This window comes from Clostridium sp., assembly GCF_036569345.1.
Taxonomy (GTDB): domain Bacteria; phylum Bacillota; class Clostridia; order Clostridiales; family Clostridiaceae; genus Clostridium_AD.
This window is the reverse complement of record NZ_DATCQT010000090.1, coordinates 26,294-51,306: the sequence shown is the minus strand read 5'-3', so window position 1 is coordinate 51,306 and position 25,013 is coordinate 26,294. Positions and strand designations below refer to the sequence as shown.

The following is a 25,013-nucleotide window of genomic DNA, read 5'->3' as shown; positions in this document are numbered from 1 at the left end:
AGTTATTTTTTTATTAATAATTGAATTATACCTAAATATTCATGCAACGCTACTGAAGAAGAACTTAAACTTGCACCTGATGGTACAAAGGAATCAAAACCAATAGATAGTTTTTTATTTGTAGTAAAATCGCAAGGATATATTTGGAGATTTTTTATTCCAGCATTATTAAAATTAATTATTGCCCGGTACATATGGAAAGCTGATGTCAACAATATAGGGTTTGTGTATTTATATTTTGTTAAAATTACTTTAGTGAAATTTGCATTTTCAGTAGTGTTGAGACTTTTATTTTCCATAATCACAGCATTTTTACTTAATCCTAAATCTAATAACTGACGATTGGCGATTTCAGCTTCATTTCCAGAAGTTTTAAATACTTGGCCACCTGAAAATATTATTGGTAGTCCAGTTGTTATATGCATACGGGCAGCTAATAGCAATCGATTAGCTGCAGAACCTGACAGATTACCGCTACCACTTAAATCAGGAGAACTTAAAGTAGCTCCACCACCTAATACTACGATAACGTCTCCATCCAATTCAATAGGTTGTAGATATTTGTATTCTAATGAATGCATTAATAAGTTTGAGGTAAGAGGTATTGATATTATGTAAAAAAGTAAAGTTATAAAAACAATAAGTTTAGGTAATTCTTTGTTTTTTTTGTAATATAAAATAATATATATAACCAGAGAAATGATCAAGCATCCTGGAGGTAAAATCAAATTAGCAATGGTTTTAATAATATATAACATCAATCTTTCTCCTCTCATTTTAAGGCGTTGATTTTATTATACTATATGAAGTTCATTGAAGATATTAATTTGTTTAATAAATAAATGATAAAGTATGGTAAAATATAATGTGTAAATTAGGGAAAATTGGGGGCAATTATGTGTAATAAACAAAAAATAATAGATATTCTCAAGGTTAATAAAGAAAAGATTAGTAAAATTTATAAAATATCACTATGTGATGATATTAATAAAAAAAAGTTTAATATTGCTCAAGCATTGTATGCAAATGATGTAGAGTTTGAAGATGTATTGTTAATGGTAGATACTACATTATTTAGTAATGGAAAGAATGGAGTAATTATTTCGGAAAATGGTTACTATTCAAGAGAATTCGGAGATAATTATTACTTTTATTTTAGTGAAGTAGATAAAATAGAGACTAGAGATAAACGTGAAATATTGGTTACAAAGAAAGATGGAACTATTTTAGTTATGAAAAATATTTTGGAGGAAGGCTTTATTGATGTGTTAAAAGAAATTTTATCTTCTATATCCCATATTATAAAGAAAGATAATACTAAGGTTGAAAAAGTAGAAGATAGTTGTGCGGCATTGAAATTCTTATGTTTTGAGGAAGAGCTTAGCAAAATTAAATCAATTATTTCTAAAATGGATAAGGAGAGAACTACTTTTACAAATGAGATTAATGGTGTAAAACTTGCAAATGCAATAAATGCATTTGCTCCTAAAACTAATAAAAAGAATGTACTGGCTTTTATGAATCTTTCAGTTTTTGGAAGTGGCAAGGAGGGAATAATTTTCGAATATGACAAGATAGTTTATAAGTACTCAAATAACAAGTTTATTATAAACTATAGGGATTATATATCATCAGAAATAAATGAAATCACTGAAACTAACAAAAATACAGTTTGCAAAATAAGGCTTAGAGATGATGTGGAAATTAGTATTAGTAAAGGAGATTTTATATCTAGCAATAAAGAAATTTTACAAAATTTTATTGAATTTTTTGATTATATAAAACAGTTATATATTAAATATAATTTGTATAAATATGAAAAAGTAGATAACACATTTGAGGGGAATATAGATAGAATACTCAAAAAATATCAAACTACATTAACTACAGGTGTTATGCATTTAAGAAGTAATATTGATGAAGAAAAATTTAATAAGGCAAAAAAAATATATGCAAAAAATGTTATTTTAGATCAAACTTATTTATTCGCAGAATCTTCTTTTTTTGGTAGTGCGAAAAATGGAAGCATATTAACTTTCTGGGGAATATATTCAAGAGATTTTGGTGAAAATGTCACAGTATATTTTGCAGATATAGATGATATGAATGGTGATGGTAAAAATCTATATTTAACACTTAAAAATGGTACTAAATTAAAAATATCTAATGATGTGTTTAATGAAGATAAGCTCCTATTATTACTTAAGGATATTATTACTTTCTACAAAGATTTTGCTAATAATCCTCATAATTATGACTTAACGAATTGCAGATATGATTATATAGAAATATTAAATTCATTTGGTGAAGAATTAAAAAATAAGGATATAAAGTGGATTAAACAACAATTTGATATTGGAAATCCTTATGCTGGAATAGAAATTGCTAATAGGTATAGAGTTGGAATTGATGTAAAGAAAGACATTAATAGATCTATAGAAATATTAAATTCATTACAGAGTGCAGTTGCAAACAGAATCCTTGGAGAAATTTATTATAATGGTGAAACAGGTGAAAAGGATTATTCATTTGCTGAAAAATGTTTTAAAGAAAGTGTTAAGTTAGGTGATGTGGAATCTGAGGTCTGGATTGCAAATTTTTATTTCCTAGGAATTAATAGAAATGTAAATTATACAGAAGCATTCTCTAAATATAAGTTAATTATTGATAGTGTACAAGAGGACAAACTACCAATAAGTATAAAAACTAATATTGGGGTTTGTTATAGATTTGCTTATGGATGTGAACAGAATTTTCAAAAGGCAGCGTATTGGTTGAACTATGGAGTAGATTGTAATTCGTATTACAAATATCTAATAGCAGAGCTATATGTTGATATAGATACATTTATTGATAAAGCACCTATAGGTGTAGAATATTTAAATGAACTTTGCGCGGAAAATTATAATTTAGCATTATCAAAGCTGGGAGAATTGTATTTCCTTGGGAAGCATACAGAGATAAATAATGAAAAAGCATTTAAATTGTTTAAAAGAGCATGTGATCTAGAGCAAGTAGAGGGATATTATTATTTCGGTTTAATGCATACATTAGATTACTATGTGGAAGTTAATTATGAGATTGCTTTTGAATATATAAATAAGGCAGCTGAAAAATTGTTTGTACCTGCTTTAAGGGATATTGGTTTAATGTATCAATATGGTATAGGGATATCTAAAGATATATCTAAGGCAAAGAAGTATTTTGATAAGGCTTCAGAATTGGGTGATGATTATTCTAAAGAATGGAAAGATCACACTAAAAAGTTTTTAAATAAAATTAAGCTTATCAATAATTGTATATATGATGAAACCATTATTGAATTTGATAAAAAAGAAGATGATTTAATATGGAAGAGTTCAACAGAGAAAAACATAATTGGGTTACATAAAATTATTAATGATTACCCGGAATTAGTAAAATATGAATTTGTTAATTGCAAAATTAAAAAAGGTAAAAATAAGTTTGAAGCAACAGACAAAGCTATTAAGTTTGGAACTCAGGCATCCAATATTGCTAGTACTGCTAATATTACTAAAAACTTTGGTACTTTCTTTGGTAGTCAAGGACAGGGTAATGCAGCTGAATATGCGGACCATGTTTCAGATTTATTGAAATTTAAGAATGCAAAATGGTTAGGCACAAATAATGCCATACATGGTGCAGATAGATTAGTGAATGGTCAATTAATTCAAACTAAATTTTGCAAAGATTATTCAGCTCTAAAATTTAATTGCCTTCAAAATGGAGAATATAAATATATTGATCAGAACACAGGTAAACCTATGATTTTAGAGGTGCCAAAAGATAAAGTTAATGATGCAATCAGGATGATGACGGAATTATATGGTGAAGAGGGTAAAAATCTTGTTAAGGCAAGTTCACTTGATTATAAGCAAGCATATAATGTAGCTAAATTCGGAAATATTGATTCTTTAATTGTTGATTCAAAACTCGGAATAGTAAATGCCCGAAATGCTATGGGGATTACAATTGTAATATCATATGCGACTTCTTTATTAAGTGGAGGAAGTGCAGAGGAAGCATCTAAAAGGGCTCTTAACGCAGGCGTAAAAACCTTTGGAGTTGCATTTTGTTCTTCAGTAATGACATCACAATTATCAAAAACAGTATTTATTAATAGCATTGAGGTAACAGACAAATTAGTAGGTAGTAATGTGAGAAATGTACTTACAAAGGCAACACAAAAAAAAGGAAGTCAAGTGATAACAGAAAAAATGGCTAAAAACATGTTAAAATCAAATATTGTAGCTTCAATAGCTACAACTACTGTACTATCTTCTGCTGATATAGGGAGATTAATTGCTGGTAGAATATCAAAAGAGCAGTTGTGTAAAAATGTTTCAGTAACTGCAGCAGGAGTAGCGGGAGGATCTGCTGGGTTTTATGCTGGGGCGGCTATTGGATCATTTATTTTACCAATACCAGGAGTGGGTACTTTTGTTGGAGGTATGGTGGGCGCATCTTTAGCTGGAATGGCTAGTAGTAATATTGTAGGGATAACAATGAATGAATTTATAAAGAATGATGGAGATGTTATGCTTGAAATATTTAATAAAGTATTCCAAGAAATAGCTGAGGATTATCTGCTTGCAACAGATGAAATAGAATATGTTATTGATAGAATAACAGAAAACAATACTTTATCAGATAGAGGACTTCGTGATATATATGCAAGTAGTGAAAGAGAGAAATATTGCGATGACCTAATAACTCCTATTATAGAAGAAGTATGTGAGCTTAGAAACTTTATAGTTACGCCACCGGCAAGTGAAATGATTATTTATGCTGAAGATATTATTGAAACTGAGTTTTCTGAAGACCTTGCCCGTGATCAGGCGGCTTCAACCTTGAGTTAGAGTTAGGTCGTCTGGTCTAGATATCTGTTTTCTCAACCAAAAATAACTAGCTAATTTAAGCTAGTTATTTTTGTTTTTTGTATTTCTATTTAATTAAAGGGGGGCTCTAATTAAAAAAAATCAATTTATATACTTCCTATGTATTTATAATAACAAACAAATATGTAATAAGTATCAAACAATTATGTGACCTTTGTGGTATTTGTAATTAACAACTTCTATTTTTTTATATGGGATTTAAAGTAAAATTGCATTGACCGAACTCATGTTCGGTTGTATAATAGAGATACAAATAAATTTAAAAATGAAAATATAAATTTTAAAATTATGTTAAAGGGGGAATTACATGATTCAACAAGTAAAATGTCCAATTTGTGACCATAGGTTATTTGATAAGGAGGAGAACGCACATGGGGATATATCTATTAAATGTTCCTATTGCAGAAAGATAGCAAAAGTTAACTTAGAGAAAAGTTCAATAAAAAAAACATATACAAGATAGTTCATTTATACCGAGCAATGGAGTCACGTGAACATCCAAATGGCCGGATAGCTACTTATTTAAAGTAGTTATCTGGCTATTTTTTTTATCTAATTTTTAGGGTTAACAGAAAGAACAATACATTAACGTACCGAGCAAAGGCACCATGAGTGACTAGCAATGGCACCATGAGTGACCAAATAGCCGGACAACAGCTAATTAATTTTAGCTGTTGCCTGGCTATTTTTTTTTGCTGCTCAGGTAAAAAACTCTCAAAACAATCAAAGGAGGATATGAAAATGAACAAAGTTATTAAAATTGGTAGTGAATTAGTAAAGGTAAGTGAGGAGATATACAAAGAGTATTACAAAATGGCAAGACGAGAGAGGTATATGGAAAACGACATCAAGATTGGACGTATTGATGTTAATGAAGAAAGTGGGGTTACTACTTTTATTCCGAGTAAAGAGGATTCTATTGATAGGTTAATGGAGCATGGAACAGATTTTACAGATGACAAAACTATAGAAGATATTATATGCGATAAAGTAATGCTTATTATTTTACAGGAGGCTATGGTAGAACTAAACCCTAAAGAGCAAGATTTCATAAAAAATGTTTACTATAAAAAACTTACAGTTAGAGAAATCGCAAAAAATGAAAACGTTTCACATGTAGCTATTGTTAAAAGGAATAAGAAGGTTCTTAACAAGCTGAGAAAACTTTTAAATAAATCTGGTTACCAAACTACACCTCTCATTGGCTAATATGTGAAGGGATTAATTTAAAGATAGTTATTAGGACAAGCACTAATAAATTATCTTTGAATATATCCAATTAAAAATTAAAAAGGTGGGTGTATATTATGGAAAAACTAGTTGAAAAGGCTAAAACTAAAGATAATGGTGCTATGGGCGAGATAATAGAAAAATTCAAGTATCTAATAATCAAAGAGGCTTCAAGATATCACATTCCAGGATATGAACTAGAAGACTTAATTCAGCATGGTTATCTTTCAGTTGTAAAAGCCATAGCGATGTATAAATTAGGTAGCAACAGCTTTAATGGCTATTGTATAAATGCTATAAGATTGAATTTCAAAGCCCTTTTGAAAGGGGAAATAAAACATTTTAGAGAAGTCCCAAACAATGATATGTTAGACTTCGATACTGCAGGAAATTATGAATTTACCTTAGAAGATGAAGTGATAGCTTATGCGGAAGTGAAAAAATTAAATGTGGCTCTTGATACTCTTGATCCCTTAGAGCGTACAATAATAGATGGGTTTTATGTTTTGGGAAAGCCCCTTTCGGAAGTTGCCTGTGATAGTGATAAAAGCTACTATCAGTTGTTAAGAATTAAGAAAAAAGCACTGGAGAAACTGAAAGCTCTTATGTAGAATTATGGTAAATACTCTTATGGATTTAATCATCTCAAATAATATTTTTTTAAATAATATATATAAAGAATAATAATTTTTCAACGATAATAATAACAATGTAGAGCATATTGACAAATCTAATATTATTAAAGTTCATGACTTAATTAATAGCTAAAATAAAACCATCGAAATAAATTAACTATAACAGAATTGGGGATGGAAAAATGAATAAAAAAATATTTAAAGTATCAAAAATATTAAAAATGATATTCATGCTAACGATAACATTAATCCTGACTATTGGAATAACAGCTGTAACGTTTGGTGCAACAGATCCGACATTAGATTTATTAAAAAAGTATAATCTGGTCAATACCTATGATATTAGTAATACTAAGAGTGGGGATAGTGGGAATTTATTAAATACAAAAGCAACAATAATATTAGGAACTGATTTGTTTTCTTCTTATATGATAAATGTAAGTGATTTTAAAGCGTCTGAAGGAACAATAACTAAAGATTTAAATGGTATCTACACATTAACAGACATAATAAGTAGCATAACACCCAACACTTCACATTCTATAACTATTGAAAGAACTTTTACAACAGGTACGATTGACTATAATATAGACAAGTCTACAATTACGTCTGATTATAGTGGATTACCTAATTATACGGAATATTTAAAAGCAGATACTGGTGTGGAAACGAATAATGCAGGAATACAGGCAAAAGCTAAGATTTTAACCAATGGCATTACTAATATTTATGATAAAGCTTTTGCAATATTTAGATTTGTTAATACAAGTATGACATATAACTTAGACCCAAAATATGCGAACAAAGGTGCTTTAAGTGCATTGACTTATAAACAAGGTGTATGCGAAGACTATTCTAAGTTATTTGTTGCTTTGTGTAGAGCAAGTGGAATTCCTTCTAGAACAGTAAGTGGATATAGAAATTGGCAACCTGGTGATAGCACCTCGGTTGATTTAACACAATTGCTCCATATGTGGGCAGAAGTTTACTTTCCTAACTACGGATGGACCATTGCTGAACCAACTGTAGAATTTTCTTCAGGAGCTGCAGTATCAGATGGGGAGTTAATGAATTATTTCGGTAAAGCTCTTAACCCAGCAGAGCATATTGCTGTTGGCTATGATTACAATGACGTAGCAACTATTTCATCAAATTATGAACGTACAACAATTAGTCCACCTATTATGAGCACAACTTCTCATACGACTTTATATGTAATAGATGATGATTTAGCAGTTGCAACGAACGCAGTAGTTAAAGCAGAAACCTCTAAATTGCAAGTAGATGTTGACTCGGCTAGCGTTTTAGTAAATGCTTTGCCAACTGGTGAAAATAGAACAGCTTTAACTTTTAGATTAGATTTAGTACAAAATGACATTACTAATGAAACACAGGTAGAGTATCAAAAAATAGTTAATGCTACTAGCCTTACAGCTACGGTATATCTATTACCAACTATGGGAAATTACAAGGTCGCTTTAGCTGTTGTAAGTGATTTGAAGAGTGGTGGGGATAAGACTACATTGCAAACTAAATTAGAGTCTATTTTAAAATCAATTCAAGATAATATAGCACGAAGTAAATTTCCGTCACTAACAGATAGTCCATTTTTATCAACTAAAGATACTAGTAAAAAATGGGACATTAAATTAAACCAAACAATTGATGAGAAAACTGTTACTACTAATAATATTTCCATGAAAGATTCAAAAGGGAACTCGATTGATTTTAACGTATATTGTAATGGAACAGTAATAACTATAATTCCAATAAATAAATTTGAAATAGGTGAGCAATATGTCGTTTATATTAGTGAGAAAGTTCTAAGCATAAATGGCAAAGGCATTAAAAATGGATATTATTTCACTTTTGAAATTAATTAGTATGTTTAATAAGTTAATTTAAGATTAGGTATATATTGATAAAGAAGTTTGAAGATGTTACAATTATAGTACTTGAAGATTAAAATAGTGGCGGTGATTTAGAATGGATAATGAAACAAAGAAAATGTTTGAAATGTTGATGAAAAAATTAGATACTATGGACGAAAGACAAAAGAATATGGAAATAAGGCAGGATGAAATATTTTCTGTTGTAAATGCTATTGAGCACAGTAATACTACACATAAAGCAGAAATTGATAATATTACTTTTAAAGTTGCACATACAGAGGGAACAATTAATAAGATAGGCAATGTAATTAATGAAAGTAGAGCCGTAAAATAAATTTTATTAGTAAACCTAAAATGTGACATTAGATGCAAATTTAAAGTGAATTACGGTTGAGAAGTTTAGAGATTTAAAAAATAGAGACAAAAAACTTGGAGATAGCCAGTGATGAAAACTACTGAATATATGGGAGCATATATTCAGTAGTTTTTCGTAGTTAAGAATCATTTTATTGGGTGGATTACTACTTTATCAGCAAATATTCAGCTTAAGGGCATCGCTAAAAAATGAATACAATGAAAAATAAGTCGAATTTTAATGAAATATGTTATAATTGCTATTAATACACAAACTTATCAAGTTAAGGAGGAACTATATGGAAATTCCAAAAGAAAGGGGATATCTAAATAACATATCCTTACTAAGAACGTTTGCTATTTTAATAGTTGTTTTAGGACACAGTATGGTTGTTTATCAGTACAGTTGGGGCATTTATACTCCACTTGTTAAATCAAGTTTTTTTAATACATTAAAGATTTATATTGACACTTTCCAAATGCCACTGTTTATTTTTATTTCAGGGTATATGTATTATTATTGTAGGAAGGAGTGTGGAAAATATAAGAAGTTAGGTAAGTTTTCATTGGACAAAGTAAAGAGGTTATTAGTGCCATACATTTGTGTTGCACTTATTTACGTATTACCAATTAGAATGATGATTGATTATAAAGGTTATCATGGTTATAATGCAATCAAAATAATTTATAAGTATATTCTCACTGGGATAGACGTGGGACATTTATGGTACTTATTAGCCATATTTGAAATATTTATAGCCTTTTATTTACTTGAGGCTATAATTAATAAAATTGGTGTACCCGCTAGTTTTATTATTATAGCATGTGCAAATATCATTAGTTATAAATTCCCTAATTTATTTCAAATTTCAGGTTCAATACATTATTTTATGTTCTTTTATTTGGGTTATATTATTAGAAAATATGAGAAAAATTTTGTGAGTGAATTTAAGGGAAAAAAGAACACTGTTTTAATTGTTATATTATTTGTTTTACAGGTTTTATTTTTAGCTGTTTCACTTAAAACCTCTAATAATAATATAATTGGAACATTATTTAAAAATTCTATATTCTTATTGAGTAATATTTCTGGTACTATTTTTTACTTCTTTGTTTTATCATTAATAAGCTATAAATATAAAAGCTTAAATAGTAACAGAACCCTCAAGTTTTTAGACAAAGAAAGTTTTGCAATTTATCTTTTCCATTCGCCATTGATTTACATAATGCTAAAGTATATTGCAGATAAAAACATTTCTCCATTTTTAGTGGTGCCTTCTATGTTTATTATTATTTTATTTGGTTCGCTGGGGATTTCATATGTAATCAAGAAAACAAAAATTTTAAAGTTCATAATTGGCAGTTAAAAGGTGAAAAAACATAATACTAAGGTCGCATAATAAGGTTCCACAGAATGTCTATTTTTAATAAAATATGGTATTCTATTATAAAGCTAGTTATAAAGTTTCAAAATAAAAAATAAAGTGGGGGCTAGATAGTATGTTTACAGCACTAAAGATAGCCTGGAGATTTTTAATAAACAGTAAGATACAAACATTTGTAATAGTTTTAGGTATTGCCATCGGTATTTCAGTGCAAATATTTGTTGGGATACTAAGCACTGGACTCGAAACCTCATTGCTTGATAAAGTGGTTGGAAATTCAACTCATATAACAATCTATCCTACAAATAATATAATAGAAAATTATCATGAAAAGGAAGTTAAAATTAAAAAACTGGATAGTAAAATAATATCAGTTTCACCAGTAGTTGAGTATAGTGCAAATCTTAATATTAGAAATATGACTGAACCGATACAAATTAGAGGGTTTGTTTCTAAAGATTTGGAATCATTATATAATATGAACGATAAAATCTATAAAGGAAAAGCTGTGAAAAATCATAATGAAGTTTTGGTTGGAAAAGAACTTAGTGAAAAACTAGGCTTAAAAATAAAAGATAACATTAACATAGTAACAGCTGACAATAGAAAAATGGTTCTAAAAGTGGTAGGATTTTATGATTTAGATACAATAAAGGTTAATAAGATTTTAGTTATAACAGATTTAAAAACTGCTCAAAATTTAGCGGGTTTTGGTGATGCTGCAACCTCTATGGAATTATCTACAAGTGATCCTTATAACGCAGATATTATTGCAAGTAAGCTAAAAAAGGGTCTAAATGATAAAACCTTAAAGATAGAAAATTGGAAAGATCAAAACAAGCTTTTAGTAAGTGCAATAACGGGTGAAAAAGTATGTAGCCTTATAATTCAGGTTAGCGTAATGATTGCTGCCGTTTTAAGTATAATAAGTATAATGAGTATAAGTGTAGTTCAGAAATACAAGCAGATAGGTATTTTAAAGGCTATGGGAATAAAAGATGGCTCTGCCGCCTTTATATTTTTAATTCAAGCTTTTATACTAGGTGTACTTGGTACAATACTTGGTGTGGGTTTAACTTATTTATATGTAAAAGGTTTTAATAGGTATATAGTTTCACCAGTTGATGGAGCACCGATAATTAAAATAATAGTAAATTATAGTTTTATAATCAAATTATGTATTATTGATATAATAGCAGCAACTTCAGCGGCATTTTTCCCAGCTATAAAATCCTTTAAATTAACACCTGTGGAGGTTATAAAAAATGGATAGTATTCTAGAATTAAAAAATATCAATAAAATATACGGAAGAAGAGTGAAAACGCAGGTATTAAATAATATAAATCTATCCATTGATAAAGGATCTTTTAATTCTATTATAGGAGCATCAGGAAGCGGTAAAACGACCTTATTAAATATAATAGGAATGCTTGATAGGCCAACAAGTGGACAAGTGCAAATGGAGGGTAAAAGAATAGACAAAATGAGTAGAAGGGCTTTAGCTTCAATTAGAAATCGCGAAATAGGGTTTGTATTTCAATTTCATTATTTATTGCCAGAGTTTAATGCCATTGAGAATGTTCTTATGCCACAAAATATAAGAAATTTTTTCTATGGCAGAAAAACTCGTGAAAAAGCAAAAGAACTTCTAGAACTTGTGGGACTTCCAACGGTTAAGAGGAATAAAGTATATAACTTGTCAGGTGGGGAGCAGCAAAGGGTTGCAATTGCAAGAGCACTTATGAACAACCCTAAAATAATACTGGCAGATGAGCCTACAGGAAATTTGGATTCTCAGAACTCCGAACATATATATAATTTATTTAGAGATATAAACAAAGAGCTTGGAACTACTTTTATAATAATAACTCATGACGAGCGAATAGCAAAACAGACAGATAGAATAATTGAAATTAAAGATGGTATTATTATCTAAGTTATGTTCCCTACCTTAAAACTTCTCTTATTTCCTTGGATACTAAATCAATCCATACGCTATATTTATTATTCCCTCTACTAGGGTGATAGGATACCCAATTATTTGACACTCTTTTATTTGATAGTTTGTGATAAGCAAAGAAATTTTTAGCATGGCTAGTTTTTTTCCATTCCGACTTATCATCAAATCCATTTACTTTACAATATTCTGTAAGAAGTTTCTCACCTTGTTTTATTGATATTTTTTTCTTGAATATCCCATTAAAAAGCATTTTATATCTCCCCCTATTTAATTATTTTAGTTATGAATATTATTATTATTTACTAAGTTACATATAAAAGCATAAAAAAAACCAACCTGTTTACACAGATTGGGTGGGTTGCACCATAAACTCAATACGTTCCAGGTGCCCAAATGCAGAACGTACTTCATCGTTTCCCCTAAAATATTTCATATATTACTTATTCTATATTATATAGAATAATCCCTTTTAATAGTAGATATTTTTTGTGCTAATTTCCACTAGATTTCGACAGATGGTAAATTTAAAGAAAAAATTATTTGCAACTTTCTAAATTAAAGCTTAAAATTAATCTGGTATACATGGTAATATATAAATATAAAAACATTGGGGGGAGAATATGGCTATAACTAAGGGATTTAAGAAAAACAAACTAATATGGGCACTGATTATTTTATTTGCTGCACTAGCAATTTTCTCATACAGCATTTTATATAATGGTGGAGTGGTGATTAATAAAACGACTACTACAGAGGTTATAGGTAAACTTGCAGTTATACAGGCAAAAGGTGGAGAATTTGAACTAACTCAAAAGAATATAGATGAGTTAAGCAACCTATATTTTGCAAAGGCAATAACCAAAGGAGATATAACTCTTAAGGGAGTTAATGTAGAAATTTTAAATGATGAGCTTTTAATTAAGGCACCTATAAGTGAGAATAAGATTAATTTATTATTGACCACCAAGGGAAAACTAAGTTTTTCTAATGGGAAAGTTACATATGATGCTGATTATTTTAAAATTGGTTTGATCACATTACCTAAAAAATTTGTTATTTCTCAAATTTCAAAGCTTAAAAATAATAGCTTTTCTGTTGAGGGAAATTCAATTAAAATTAATCCAAGTCTATTTCCTTTTAAGATAAGCAGTCTTACAATTAGAAATAATAAAATATTAGGAATAGCTTTAGGGCAGGTCATGAAAACCTCATTTGAAGAGCTTAATAAAATGAATGAGGCAGAGATTGATATACAACTAGAGATATTGAAACAAAAATTACAAAGTGCTTCTGTACTTATGAATACGGCAGAAAAAGCAAAATTAACTGAAATTCAAAATATCATAGTAAAAGCTAAGGGTAAATCAATAGAAGAAAAGAAAATAGTTATAGGTGATAGTATTACTAAGATTGATAAAGCTATCGCTGAAGCAACAAACAGTGATAAAAAGAAAGAATTAGAAAAAATCAGGTTAGAAGCTGAAAAGGCTCAAAAGGCTGCAGCGGAAAAAGAAAAAATAGCAGAGCAACAAAATGAGACTACGCGGGTTGCATTAGCTAAAGCTCAGGCGAATCTAAGTGGTGCATATTCTCAGGTACAGACTTCAAAAGGAAAGCAGATTATATCAATAATGCAGTCAAGTATGGGTAAAATGGCATCAAATCCATCCTATAGTTCTGCCGGAGATCAAGCGTCGGTTAGGTCTATTTATAGTACTTTGGATTCAGCTAGTAAGAATCAATTTAAGTATGCATTAGCTGTGAATGTCGATGCGGGAAATCTTTCTTTATTAAGACAAATTTTTGGAATATAGTAGGTGACATTATAGAAAGGTGACAGGCACCACCCGAATTTTGTCACCCGAAGGGAGTCAGGCATCGCCCGAATTTTGTGGAAAAATGAGAACTTGGACCAGCATAGCAGAATAAATAAAAAGTAAGAATCGTCATTTAAGTGGCGGTTCTCTTTTTGTGTTTAAAAATGTACTGAATAATGATTTAAATTAATATTATTGGGAATATTCTAAGTATAATTAATAAAACCATGGAGGCTTATTATATGGGAAGAAAAGCACTTATATGGTATCCTGGAGCAACATATCATATAACTGAACGAGGGAATCATAGAAATGATATTTTTAGAGATGTAGAAGATTATAAAGTTTACATTAGAATATTAGGAGAAGTATTAGAAAAGTACAATGCTATATTATATTGCTATTGCATGATGACAAATCATGTACATTTAGTTATAGAAACAAATAATGAAATAATAAGTAAAATAATGAAGAGATTGAATGAATTTTATACAAGATACTTTAACAATAAGTATATTTTAATAGGGCATTTATTTCAAGGAAGATATCATTGGGATATTATTCAAGATGAGACTTATAAATTAGAAGTGAGTCGGTATATACATTTAAATCCTGTAAAAGCAAATATGGTGCAAGCCCCAGAAAATTATAAATGGAGTAGTTATGGAATGTTTATAGGCTTAAATGAAGAGAAGTTAATAGATTCTAGTAAAATTCTTAATTATTATAGAAGTATTAACTGTAGAGAATTATATAAAAAATTTGTAGAACAGAGCATTGACTGATAAAACGAATTTTGTCGCGAAGTGACAGGCATTACCCGCAGGGTGCCAGGCACCACCCGAATTAAAGAAGACACCTTACCTTAGGTTAAATCCTATGATAAGATGTCTTTTTAATTGAGATTTTAGTTTTATACTCTATGTTGTAGCATGTACTACTGTACTCCAATTACCATATATTCTTGTATTCCCAACAGTTAGGAACGATCTTACTTTATAGTAATAAGTTTTTCCTGTTGTTAAATTATAATTTGTATAATATTGATATGGAGATGACATGCTTGATAATAAGCTATATGTTCCAGTACTTGAGGTAGCTTTATATACTTCATAACCACTCGCTCCTGTTATGGGGCTCCAAGTAAGTCTAATAATACTAGAGCTTTTTCTAGTAGCTACAAGATTTACTGGGCCTGCTGGTACTGGATGTGCACTAACTACGATTGACCAATTGCTGTACACTTTTATATCATCAACCATAGTATATGCTCTAACTACATAGAAATAATTGTTATATGTTGTAAGACCAGTATTGTTATAACTATTTCCGGTAGTATCAAGTAAAAGATTGTATGTGTCGTTACTTGATAGCGCACCGTAAACTTCATATCCAGCTGCTCCAGTTACAGTATTCCAACTAGTAGTTATACTGCTAGGTGAAGATGATGTTGCGTTAACTGATTTTGGAGGTGATGGTATTGGTGTTGAACTTATAGGATTTGAGAAAACACTGAAGATTTTTACACTGCCAACCATCCTATATGATCTAAATTTATAGTAATAAGTACTATTTGTTGTAAGTCCAGTATCCTTATAACTTAGGGCTGTAGTATTAGACATTAAAGTGTATAATCCGTCACTTGATGTTGCACTATAAACTTCATATCCATTAGCTCCAGCTATAGCGAGCCAAATAGTATTGATACTGTTATATGAAGATGAAGCTATTCTTATTGTTGATGGCGCAGATGGTATTGGTTTTGAACTTACTGTATTTGAAATGGGACTGTACTGTTTAACCGAACCAACTACTTTATATGACCTAACTTTGTAATAATAAGCATTATTGGTTGTAAGTCCTGTATTGTTAAACCTTGTTGCTGAAGTTGTTGCTATTAAAGTGTAACTTCCATTACTTGATGTTGCTCTGGAAACTTCATATCCACTCACTCCAGCTACGGTGTTCCAACCAACATAAATACTGTTATATCCCGATGATAATGCAGCAAATGCTTGAGGAGTGGTAGGTGTATGCACATAGTAAGCAAAAGCATCTGTTTCAGTGGTTGCACCCATGTTACGTACATGAACAGAGGTACCTTGGTTGTCTGCTACATATGCCCAAGTATAGTCTCCGTCAGTAACCCATCCCATAAATACAAAGGTATGAGTAGGATAGCCATTCCAGCCGTTAGTAGTAAAACAAATATTTCCTGGTATAAGTTCTTTAATTGCGGACGAGGTTATCCATGCATGTGCACGAAAATAAGATAAATATTGTCCTGTATTGCATGTTGCTAGTGGAACTGATACACCTATTCTTCTCAATGCTTCACTTGAAAAATAAACACAATTATTTGCTGGATCTCCACTATGGAGTGCTACAGCTCTGTTTAGTACACTAATAACATTAGCTGCAGGTGTTAAGTAAGATGATAATCTTGTTGTAGTTACTGTTTGGTTACGCATTAGTATAGCATGGTTAGCTGCTGCTATCTGAGCTAGCCTATCTGCTTCGGCTGCTGCCGCTTCAGCTGCTGCTGCAGCAGCTTCATCTTCTTCATCTTGAGTTAGACTACTTGTGTTTGCTGTAGCTAGATTAGCTCTTTGTACACTCGCAGTTTTCTGCTGTGGGGTTACATTATTTTTTGCTATTGCAGGCTGCTTAGACGTAGCTGGTCTCTCAGCCGCTATTCTATCAATTTCTTCTTGTTTTCCAGCAGTTGCAGCAATTTGTGCCGATTTGATAGCTTCTGCTTGTTTTGCATTATCTAAAGCAAGAGTCGTAGTTTTTTTTATAGCCAAAACATCAACATTATCTTTAGCTAGTAGCTCTTTCTCAGGAACTGGTGTGTTTTCGGATAACAATGTTTTTTGTCTTGCAATAGAAACATTGCTTTTGATTGGCGCTTTGGACTTACTTTGAGTTATCAAAGTATTTGTACCTAAAATTACTGCTGATGTTAATGCTGTTGTTATTAATAGTGTCGTTAGTTTTTTCACTTTTTATATTCCCCCAAATTTTTTAGTAACATTGAAATTGTACCCTCGATAGAACAAACACATAATTTTATATGCATTTATTCTGTATAACTATAATTATTATATGTTAATGAAAGGTTAAATTATGAAGACGTGGAAGTAAATAACTGAAGAGAGCTAGATACTTTTTATAAAAATCCCCGAATTATTTACTTCAACGTTACATGTCATAATCCTTTAATTTTCGTGGAACAAATATAGACTAATACTGCAGTTTCATCATCATAGTTTTTTAATGTAAAGAGGAACATAGGTATTTTATTTATAGATTAATCATAAAAACGTTTAAAAAGAAAAAATATATTGTCATAACGTGTTTTATATAAGTGTAAAAAATGAAAAGCATTAAGTTTAATAATAGCTTTTAGAAAATTTTAAGCTTAATTAATATTTGATTCATAATGGTTTAATTTATACTAATTATAAAAAATATACAAAAATGCAACTTTATTGTTGTGGTAATCGTTATATAAGTATAAAACGTAAAAAACTATTAATAGTAAATAGGTAAAATTAATCCACAAAAGGAGAAATAAATGTATGAATAAGAAAATTACAAGTACAGTTCTTGCTGCTTTAATGATAGTAGGGTCAACATCTTTGACGGCGGTGGCTGCAATGCATAATGGTACAGTAGTAATAGGTGGCCAAGCTTTTGACCTAGGGTATGCTAATGACCCTAAAAATGTTGATGAAATCAGTAGTGCGATAGCTTCAGATGTTGAAGTTTATGTTAAAGGATTTGATGGAGTTTGGATTAACAATAATACGAATGAAGTTGTAGACGAAAGTATTATACCAGCTGTAGTTTATAAAAATGCTACTGGAGTAATAACTAACTTTGATGTTGCAGATAAAGATTACGTTAACGTAGCTCCAGTAAATCTTGGGACTGCTGGTAATTATGCTATTTTATCGAAATCGGGAATATCTTCCGTACCAAATAGTATTATTACTGGGAATATAGGAGTTAGCCCAATTGGTTCGACTGCCATTACTGGATTTTCTTTGACAGCTGATGCCACTAATGAATTTTCAGTTTCCAGCCAAATTACAGGGATGGTATATGCTTCGGATTATGGTTCTACAACTCCAAGTGACCTAACTACAGCTGTAAGCAACATGGAAACAGCATACACAGATGCTGCTGGAAGAGCTGCGGGTTATACAGAACTGTATACTGGAGATATTAGTGGCAAAACACTTAGGGCTGGTGTTTACAAGTGGGGTACAGATGTTTTAATAAATTCTGATGTAACTCTAAGTGGTGGACCAAACGATATTTTTATTTTCCAAATAGCTAAAGGAATTACCCAAGCTAGCGGAGCTAAAATTATCCTAACGGGTGGAGCACAAGCCAAGAACATATTCTGGCAGGCAGCGGGAACAGTTTCGATTGGAACTAATTCGCACTTTGAGGGAAATATAATGAGCAAGACAAATATCGATCTAGGGACTAATGCATCAATAAATGGTAGACTACTTGCACAGACTGCTGTGACTTTGGATCAGAGCACAGTTGTAGCTCCAAAGTAAGATTAAAAATTGCAACAAACATATGTAAGTTACACATTACTATGGAACTACTGAAATATATATTTCAGTAGTTTCTTTGTCGTTAAAATAAATGATGTTGACTATAAACTATTTAAAAATGTAGACGATATATATAAATATAAGGATTAGATAGTAAAATTTAAAAATTATATTAAAAATGTATAGGCTTTATATTAAAATTAAGATTTAAAAATAAAAGGGGGTATAAATATATGAATAAGAAAATTATAAGCTCAGCTATTGCTGCATTAATGATAGCAGGAGTGACATCTTTCACAGCTTTTGCTGCAATGCCGAGGGGTAGTCTTGTTATAGGTAACGTAGCTTTTGATTTACAGTATGCTAATGATCCAGTTAATATCGAAAAAATAACTAGTGCAATTATGGCTGGTGGGGAAGTTTATATTAAAGGTTTTGATGGAATTTGGGTTGACAATAATACAGATAAAGCTGTAGAAGAAAAGGTTATACCAGCTGTAGTTTATAAGAGTGATGATGAGGATATTAATTATGGTGCTGAAGATCAAGAGAAAATTGCCACACCAGTTAAATCAGTGAGTTTAGATAAAACCACAGATTCTCTTATAGTAGGTAAAACAGATAATTTAATAGCTATAATAAACCCAACAGATGCAGCAAATAAAAAGGTAACATGGGCATCTTCAGATAATAAGGTAGTAACAGTAGATAATACCGGAAAGGTAATAGCAGTAGGTGCTGGGACAGCAACTATAACGGTAACAACAGTGGATGGAAGTAAGACTTCAACTTGTACTGTTATAGTTAAAAATCCAATACAAACACTAGTCATTGCAACGGTACAAGCAGCTACTATTGGAGCAAAAGTAAGCGTTACGTCAACTCAAGAGGGCGTTACACAATACCAAATATTTGATGGAATAAGAGTTTTATCAAATATTGCTAATTTGGGAACAGATACAATAATATACCCAGGAAAAGTTGTTGGAGATACAGTTACAATTAAATTATTAAATACAGCTGGAACAGTAGTTAAAATAATTGATGTGATTTTAGTTGCTCCAATAGTTTTATAAATATAGTATAGATAAGTTTGATACTATTGTATTTAGTACTTTTAAAGGCCTAAATTTGGTGATATTCATTAAAAAATTGAGAAGGATAGCGTGTAGCTGTTCTTCTCAATTTTCTATTACTGGAATTGAGGATATTAGTAGAAATCCATGCTCTATCAATTACAAAGTGAATTTCTATAATTTAGTTGATGGAACAGAAGTATCGCTAAATAAATAGTACATATTAATAGTATAAAAAATGCAACTATATTGTCCTAGTAAGCGTTATATTGGTGTAAAACTTGAAAAACTATAATTATAGAAAACATGTAAAATATAACTGCCATAGGGAGGAATAAGTGTATGTACAAGAAAATTACAAGTTCTGTTCTTGCTGCCATTATGATAGCAGGATTTACATCTTTCACTGCGTTTGCTGCAATGCCTAGTGGTACTGTTGCTATAGGTGGTAAAGCTTTTGATTTAGCTTATGCAAATGACCCAGCTAATCTTTATCAAATTTCTAATGCATTACTATCAGCTGGAGAAGTTTATGTCAAAGGGTTTGATGGAATTTGGATTAACAATAATACAGGTGAAGTCGTAGAAGCTAGTGTTATACCAGCTGTAGTGTATAAGAGTGTGGATAAACAAATTAATTTTGATGCTGCAGATAAAGATCAAGTGAATATAATATCAGTTAATCCTTTTAATACTATCAATGTAGTTTACGGAACAACAGTTGCTAATGCCAATTTGCCAGCAAAAGTAACACTTAAATTAAGTAATAATACAACTAAAGAGGTTGACGTTACTTGGACAAGCTCTAATTATGATGAAACAAAGACATCATCGTATATATTCAATGGTGATTATGCACTCCCAGAGGGTGTAACCGGAACAAAACCAGATATAACTGTTAATGTTGTAGTTGGAGTAAATCCTGATTTAGCAAATATTGATGCGGCAGAAACAGCAGTTAAAGTAGCAGAAACTTCTAGAATGAATGTTGATGTAACAACAGCAACTGAAATTGTAGGAGTTGTTAAAGATACTACTAAAAAAGAAGAGTTTAATGTTAGAATAGCTAATATTAATGTATTGGATGCATTAGTATCTAAGGGAGATAATACATTTACTTTAACAAAATATGATGTTTTATTAAGTGATTTTATTAGCCAAGAAATGTTAAATACACCTGCAGCAGCTATTAATGGTCAATGGTGTTATGCTTTAATAAAAAATGGACAACCAGGATACTTTACGGATATGAAGAATCCTAATGGATCTTGGGTAAATTCATTAGCAGTTTATAATAGTATTAAAGATCAACTTGTAAAAAATGTAGATCCTTTAAATTTAGAAAATGATTCAGCAAAAATTTATGAGTTTATAGTATTGAATTATGTTGATTGTGTAACTGCGGCTCAATTGGATTCAGTATTCGGATCTAATGGTACATTAAAGGGTAAGGGTCAAGTGTTTATTGATGCAGCAAAAGCAAATAATGTTAATCCTATATATTTGGCGGCTCATGCGATTTTGGAAACGGGATATGGCACTTCACTTTTAGCAAATGGTGGTACAAAAGATTCTAGTGGAAACTATACAAATGGGATTCCTGTGTATAATTTATTTGGTATTGGAGCAATTGACAGTGATCCGGATGCATTTGGTACAAGCACTGCATTCACAAATGGGTGGACAAGTATAGATTTAGCAATTTATGGAGGGGCAGCATGGATTTCGAAAGGGTATATAGGAAATTACCAAAATACGCTTTATAAAATGAGATGGAACCCTTTAAATATTTATCATCAATATGCAACAGATGTTAATTGGGCAAATAGTCAAATAAGAATCATTAAAAGTTGTTTCGACTTATTTCCAGACGTTACATTAACTTTTGATATTCCTGTTTTTAACTAATATTTCGCGGGGAAATTAAACTCAATAAAATGGGGGTAAAAATAAATGAACAAGAAAATTATAAGTACTGCACTAGCTACTTTAATGATTGCAGGATCAACATATTTCACAGCGTTTGCATCAATGACGAGTGGTTCTGTTGTAATAGGAAACAAGGCTTTTGACTTAGAATATGCTAATGACCCAGTTAATCTTCAGAAAATTGCCGATGCAATAATTGCAGGTGGAGAAGTTTATGTTAAAGGTTTCGATGGAATTTGGATTGACAATAATAGTGGTGAGCCTGTTGACGCAAATGTTATACCAGCTGTAATTTATACCAATGCTGATAAAGAAATTAATTATGATGCGCAAGATAAAGATGTTGTGGATAGTAGTACAATTATTACATTTCCAGATCAGAATTTAGAAAAGGAAGTTAGAAATGAAATTAATAAACCTACTGGAGATATTTTAAAAGGCGATGTGGATACAATAACAGAACTGAATATTCCATCGAAAAATATAACAAATCTTTCAGGGATCGAAAAATTGACCAGCTTAACTAAATTGGTTTTATCTTACGATCAAGTTAGCAACATAGAGCCTTTAAGAGGATTAACTAACTTGAAATATTTGTGGTTATGTTACAACCGAGTAAGCAACATAGAACCATTAAAAGGATTAGTTAACTTGAATGAGCTGTATATACAAAGCAACCAAATCAACAATATAGAACCTTTAAGAGGATTAACTAACTTGACTGAGTTGGATTTAGATAACAATCAAATTAGCGATATGGATTCTCTAAGAGGAATGACTAAATTAACTACGTTACTTTCTGATAACAATCAAATCAGTAACATAGATGCGTTAAGAGGGATTACTAACTTAACTCAGTTATTTTTAGATTACAATAAAATAAGCAACATTGAACCTTTAAAAGGATTAATAACTTTAAATACGTTCTCTTTAAGGTTCAATCAAGTCAGTAATCTAGACTCTTTAAGTGTACTTACTAACTTGAATAGGTTGTATTTAGAGTACAATCAAATTACTAACATAGAACCTTTAAGAGGACTTATTAACTTGACAGAGTTATATTTAAAGGGCAATCAAATTAATGATTATACTGCAGTTAATGCTTTTTATAGAAATATTATATTTAAAGATTTTGTTATAGAAAATGTGGATCCAGTGGGCGATATTGTTGCAAATTACAAAAATAGATTAGATGAAAGTTACAACTTATTTACTGAACCAGTTGTGGATACTAAGATTAAAGAATTACTAGGAATTGACTATGATCTATTTAAAGATTGTATGTATTCAATATCCACAGATATAGAATATAATGACATCAATAAAACTTATACAATAGTTGGAGGAAAGCCTGGCTTATTCACAATAATGGAAGGTATCATACAATTAGACGAAAATGGAAATATTAGATTAGCTTTCTCACATATTGATTCTATGGGTAATGCTATAGTTCAATATTATACTACTGAACGAGGGGCTAGTGATATGCCAAATGAGATTAAAAATTGGATTAATGAAAAATTCCCTGATAGTATTTTATTACAATAAAATAGAAGTTTAAGAAAAGTAAACAGGCATGAGAAAAAGATCTCATGCCTATTTTAGCGTCATCTTGTTGACGGTTCTATTTTTGTGTTCACTTCAAAGTATTATAATATGCTAAAATTTAAACGGAAACGTCATAAAACGCTAAAATAGGATGGATTTAGTGTAAATATATTGTAACTATATAGATTAAATTTTAATTTTGTTTAAATTTTATTAAAAAAATATGATAATTGATGAGAAAAGTGATAGACTATTAATGTCAACTTCATGGATTAAAATTGTTACTTTTTAAATTTTTTTATTAACTAAAGTAATAATTGGGCAAATAATCATAAAAATAAAATTATAAGAGGGTTAGAAATGAAAAATAAAAATCGCATTGAATCTTTAGATTGGCTAAGGGGATTAATGGCCTTAAGTCTTATGTTGTACCATTTAGTGGGATTAACATTTTTCAAATTAAATGCTGGATCAGTTTTAGGAAGGTTAGGAATCTATGGAGTATCCATATTTTTCATTCTTTCTGGATTGAGTATGGCAATTGTGTATAGTAGGTATATAAAAGATATCAGAACATCCTTATACTTTTTTATAAGACGAATATTTAGAATTTGGCCCTTATTGTGGGTGGTTACACTATTAATTATTATTCACCCAGTACCGTTTAACCAACAGGGTAATTCTATTATTAATATAATTCTTAATCTTACTACAACTGTTGGACTCATTAAACCAAGTGATTATATTGCTGTGGGAACTTGGTCTATTGGATCCGAAATGCTTTATTATGTATTTACACCTTTAATTATATTTTTGTACAACAAAAAAATATTATTTGGGAATTTATTTTTTCTATTTACAGTTTTAATTGGTTTTCATTATTCTCAGATTTTGTTAATACCCACAATGAATTTATCATATCAATGGCAAATTTATATTAATCCTTTTAATAATTTATATTTATATATTACGGGGATAGCGATTTTTTATAATCTTAAACAAATAAAAGTAACTAAAAAAATGAATATTGTACTTTTAATAGTTTGTTTGATCTGTTTTATTACACTACCATTTAAAGGGAATCAAATTGTATTAATAACTGGAATGGGTAGAGCTATTTTTTCAATTTTATCAATTTGTATAGTTATATCATTTTATAAAATGGATTTTTCAGTTCCCAAAATTATAAGATATCAATTAGAAATTTTAGGAATTGCTACTTATTCTATATATTTGTTACATCCAGTAGTGAATGTGTATGTTGGAATAGTTCTTCATAAATATTTTAGCTTGACTAATCCAATTTTCCAATTCATATTAGCAATTATTTCTACAATAATAATTTCTTTAATATCATATAAATATTTAGAAACACCATTTGTGAAGTTGGGGAAAAAGGTAACATTTATAAAACATTAAGATTAATTTGCCTGAAACGGAGTCAAGCTTTGTTTCAGGCTTTTTTCATTTTTTGGTGTTGTAATAATTTACTATGTCTCAAGGATATTTAGTCAATAACAGTCCCACAAAGACACCCACGAAAAATATAAATATAAAAACCTTAATAAAAGTGCAACTATATTGTCAGAATAAACGTTATATAAGTGTAAAAAATGTAAACATATCCAGGGAATTATAGTAGTTGAAAGAAATTAATCCTTAATTAATGTTTAATTAAGGGTGTTAA

General features: G+C 30.1%; 19 protein-coding genes and 1 riboswitch. Of the genes, 16 read left to right on the top strand and 3 right to left on the bottom strand.

What is annotated here, in order from left to right; genetic code table 11:
* Positions 1 to 2: 2 nt before the first annotated feature.
* Positions 3 to 758, bottom strand: a complete 756-nt coding sequence (locus VIM70_RS09530) for a YdcF family protein (protein WP_331945523.1) — start codon at positions 756 to 758, stop codon at positions 3 to 5.
* Between the two features lie 138 nt (positions 759 to 896).
* Between VIM70_RS09530 and VIM70_RS09525 the strand changes: the two genes are divergently transcribed.
* From VIM70_RS09525 to VIM70_RS09485, 9 genes are all read left to right on the top strand, one after another.
* Entirely contained in the window at positions 897 to 4,880 is a 3,984-nt protein-coding gene (locus tag VIM70_RS09525) for a tetratricopeptide repeat protein (protein ID WP_331945522.1), read from the top strand.
* 346 nt (positions 4,881 to 5,226) lie between these two features.
* Positions 5,227 to 5,382, top strand: coding sequence for a hypothetical protein (locus VIM70_RS09520; RefSeq protein ID WP_331945521.1), 156 nt, complete (start codon positions 5,227 to 5,229; stop codon positions 5,380 to 5,382).
* A gap of 278 nt (positions 5,383 to 5,660) precedes the next feature.
* Entirely contained in the window at positions 5,661 to 6,128 is a 468-nt protein-coding gene (locus VIM70_RS09515; protein ID WP_331945520.1) for a sigma factor-like helix-turn-helix DNA-binding protein, read from the top strand.
* A 98-nt stretch (positions 6,129 to 6,226) separates the two neighbouring features.
* Positions 6,227 to 6,760, top strand: a complete 534-nt coding sequence (locus VIM70_RS09510) for a sigma-70 family RNA polymerase sigma factor (RefSeq protein WP_331945519.1) — start codon at positions 6,227 to 6,229, stop codon at positions 6,758 to 6,760.
* 206 nt (positions 6,761 to 6,966) lie between these two features.
* Entirely contained in the window at positions 6,967 to 8,667 is a 1,701-nt protein-coding gene (locus VIM70_RS09505; RefSeq protein WP_331945518.1) for a transglutaminase-like domain-containing protein, read from the top strand.
* Positions 8,668 to 8,770: 103 nt separating this feature from the next.
* Positions 8,771 to 9,010: a M domain protein gene (locus tag VIM70_RS09500; protein ID WP_331945517.1), complete on the top strand. Its 240-nt coding sequence runs from the start codon at positions 8,771 to 8,773 to the stop codon at positions 9,008 to 9,010.
* Positions 9,011 to 9,329: 319 nt separating this feature from the next.
* A complete protein-coding gene (locus VIM70_RS09495) occupies positions 9,330 to 10,397 on the top strand; it encodes an acyltransferase (RefSeq protein WP_331945516.1) in 1,068 nt (355 codons plus the stop codon).
* Positions 10,398 to 10,530: 133 nt separating this feature from the next.
* On the top strand, positions 10,531 to 11,688 hold the full coding sequence (locus VIM70_RS09490; RefSeq protein ID WP_331945515.1) for an ABC transporter permease: 1,158 nt from the start codon (positions 10,531 to 10,533) through the stop codon (positions 11,686 to 11,688).
* Complete coding sequence (locus tag VIM70_RS09485) at positions 11,681 to 12,352, top strand: ABC transporter ATP-binding protein (protein WP_331945514.1); 672 nt, start codon at positions 11,681 to 11,683, stop codon at positions 12,350 to 12,352. Before VIM70_RS09490 ends, VIM70_RS09485 begins: the two co-directional genes overlap by 8 nt.
* Positions 12,353 to 12,362: 10 nt before the next feature.
* On the opposite strand, the gene VIM70_RS09480 is transcribed toward VIM70_RS09485, so the two are convergent.
* Positions 12,363 to 12,626 carry a hypothetical protein gene (locus VIM70_RS09480; protein WP_331945513.1) on the bottom strand — a complete coding sequence of 88 codons (264 nt, stop codon included), beginning with the start codon at positions 12,624 to 12,626 and terminating at the stop codon, positions 12,363 to 12,365.
* Between the two features lie 93 nt (positions 12,627 to 12,719).
* Positions 12,720 to 12,803, bottom strand: a riboswitch (cyclic di-GMP riboswitch).
* A gap of 193 nt (positions 12,804 to 12,996) precedes the next feature.
* On the opposite strand from VIM70_RS09480, the gene VIM70_RS09475 reads away from it, so the two are divergent.
* Positions 12,997 to 14,190: a hypothetical protein gene (locus VIM70_RS09475; RefSeq protein ID WP_331945512.1), complete on the top strand. Its 1,194-nt coding sequence runs from the start codon at positions 12,997 to 12,999 to the stop codon at positions 14,188 to 14,190.
* 245 nt (positions 14,191 to 14,435) lie between these two features.
* Entirely contained in the window at positions 14,436 to 14,978 is a 543-nt protein-coding gene (locus VIM70_RS09470) for a transposase (RefSeq protein WP_331945511.1), read from the top strand.
* 135 nt (positions 14,979 to 15,113) lie between these two features.
* Here the strand turns inward: VIM70_RS09470 and VIM70_RS09465 are convergent, their stop codons facing one another.
* Complete coding sequence (locus VIM70_RS09465) at positions 15,114 to 17,198, bottom strand: hypothetical protein (RefSeq protein ID WP_331945510.1); 2,085 nt, start codon at positions 17,196 to 17,198, stop codon at positions 15,114 to 15,116.
* 579 nt (positions 17,199 to 17,777) lie between these two features.
* Between VIM70_RS09465 and VIM70_RS09460 the strand changes: the two genes are divergently transcribed.
* The 5 genes from VIM70_RS09460 to VIM70_RS09440 all read left to right on the top strand — a co-directional run bounded on the left by VIM70_RS09460 (position 17,778) and on the right by VIM70_RS09440 (position 24,745).
* On the top strand, positions 17,778 to 18,773 hold the full coding sequence (locus VIM70_RS09460; protein ID WP_331945509.1) for an ice-binding family protein: 996 nt from the start codon (positions 17,778 to 17,780) through the stop codon (positions 18,771 to 18,773).
* 233 nt (positions 18,774 to 19,006) lie between these two features.
* Positions 19,007 to 19,849, top strand: a complete 843-nt coding sequence (locus VIM70_RS09455; RefSeq protein WP_331945508.1) for an Ig-like domain-containing protein — start codon at positions 19,007 to 19,009, stop codon at positions 19,847 to 19,849.
* Positions 19,850 to 20,191: 342 nt separating this feature from the next.
* Positions 20,192 to 21,757 (top strand): N-acetylglucosaminidase, encoded by a 1,566-nt coding sequence (locus VIM70_RS09450; protein ID WP_331945507.1) that lies wholly within the window; start codon positions 20,192 to 20,194, stop codon positions 21,755 to 21,757.
* A gap of 45 nt (positions 21,758 to 21,802) precedes the next feature.
* A complete protein-coding gene (locus VIM70_RS09445) occupies positions 21,803 to 23,326 on the top strand; it encodes a leucine-rich repeat domain-containing protein (RefSeq protein ID WP_331945506.1) in 1,524 nt (507 codons plus the stop codon).
* A gap of 360 nt (positions 23,327 to 23,686) precedes the next feature.
* A complete protein-coding gene (locus tag VIM70_RS09440; protein WP_331945505.1) occupies positions 23,687 to 24,745 on the top strand; it encodes an acyltransferase in 1,059 nt (352 codons plus the stop codon).
* The last annotated feature ends 268 nt before the right edge of the window (positions 24,746 to 25,013 follow it).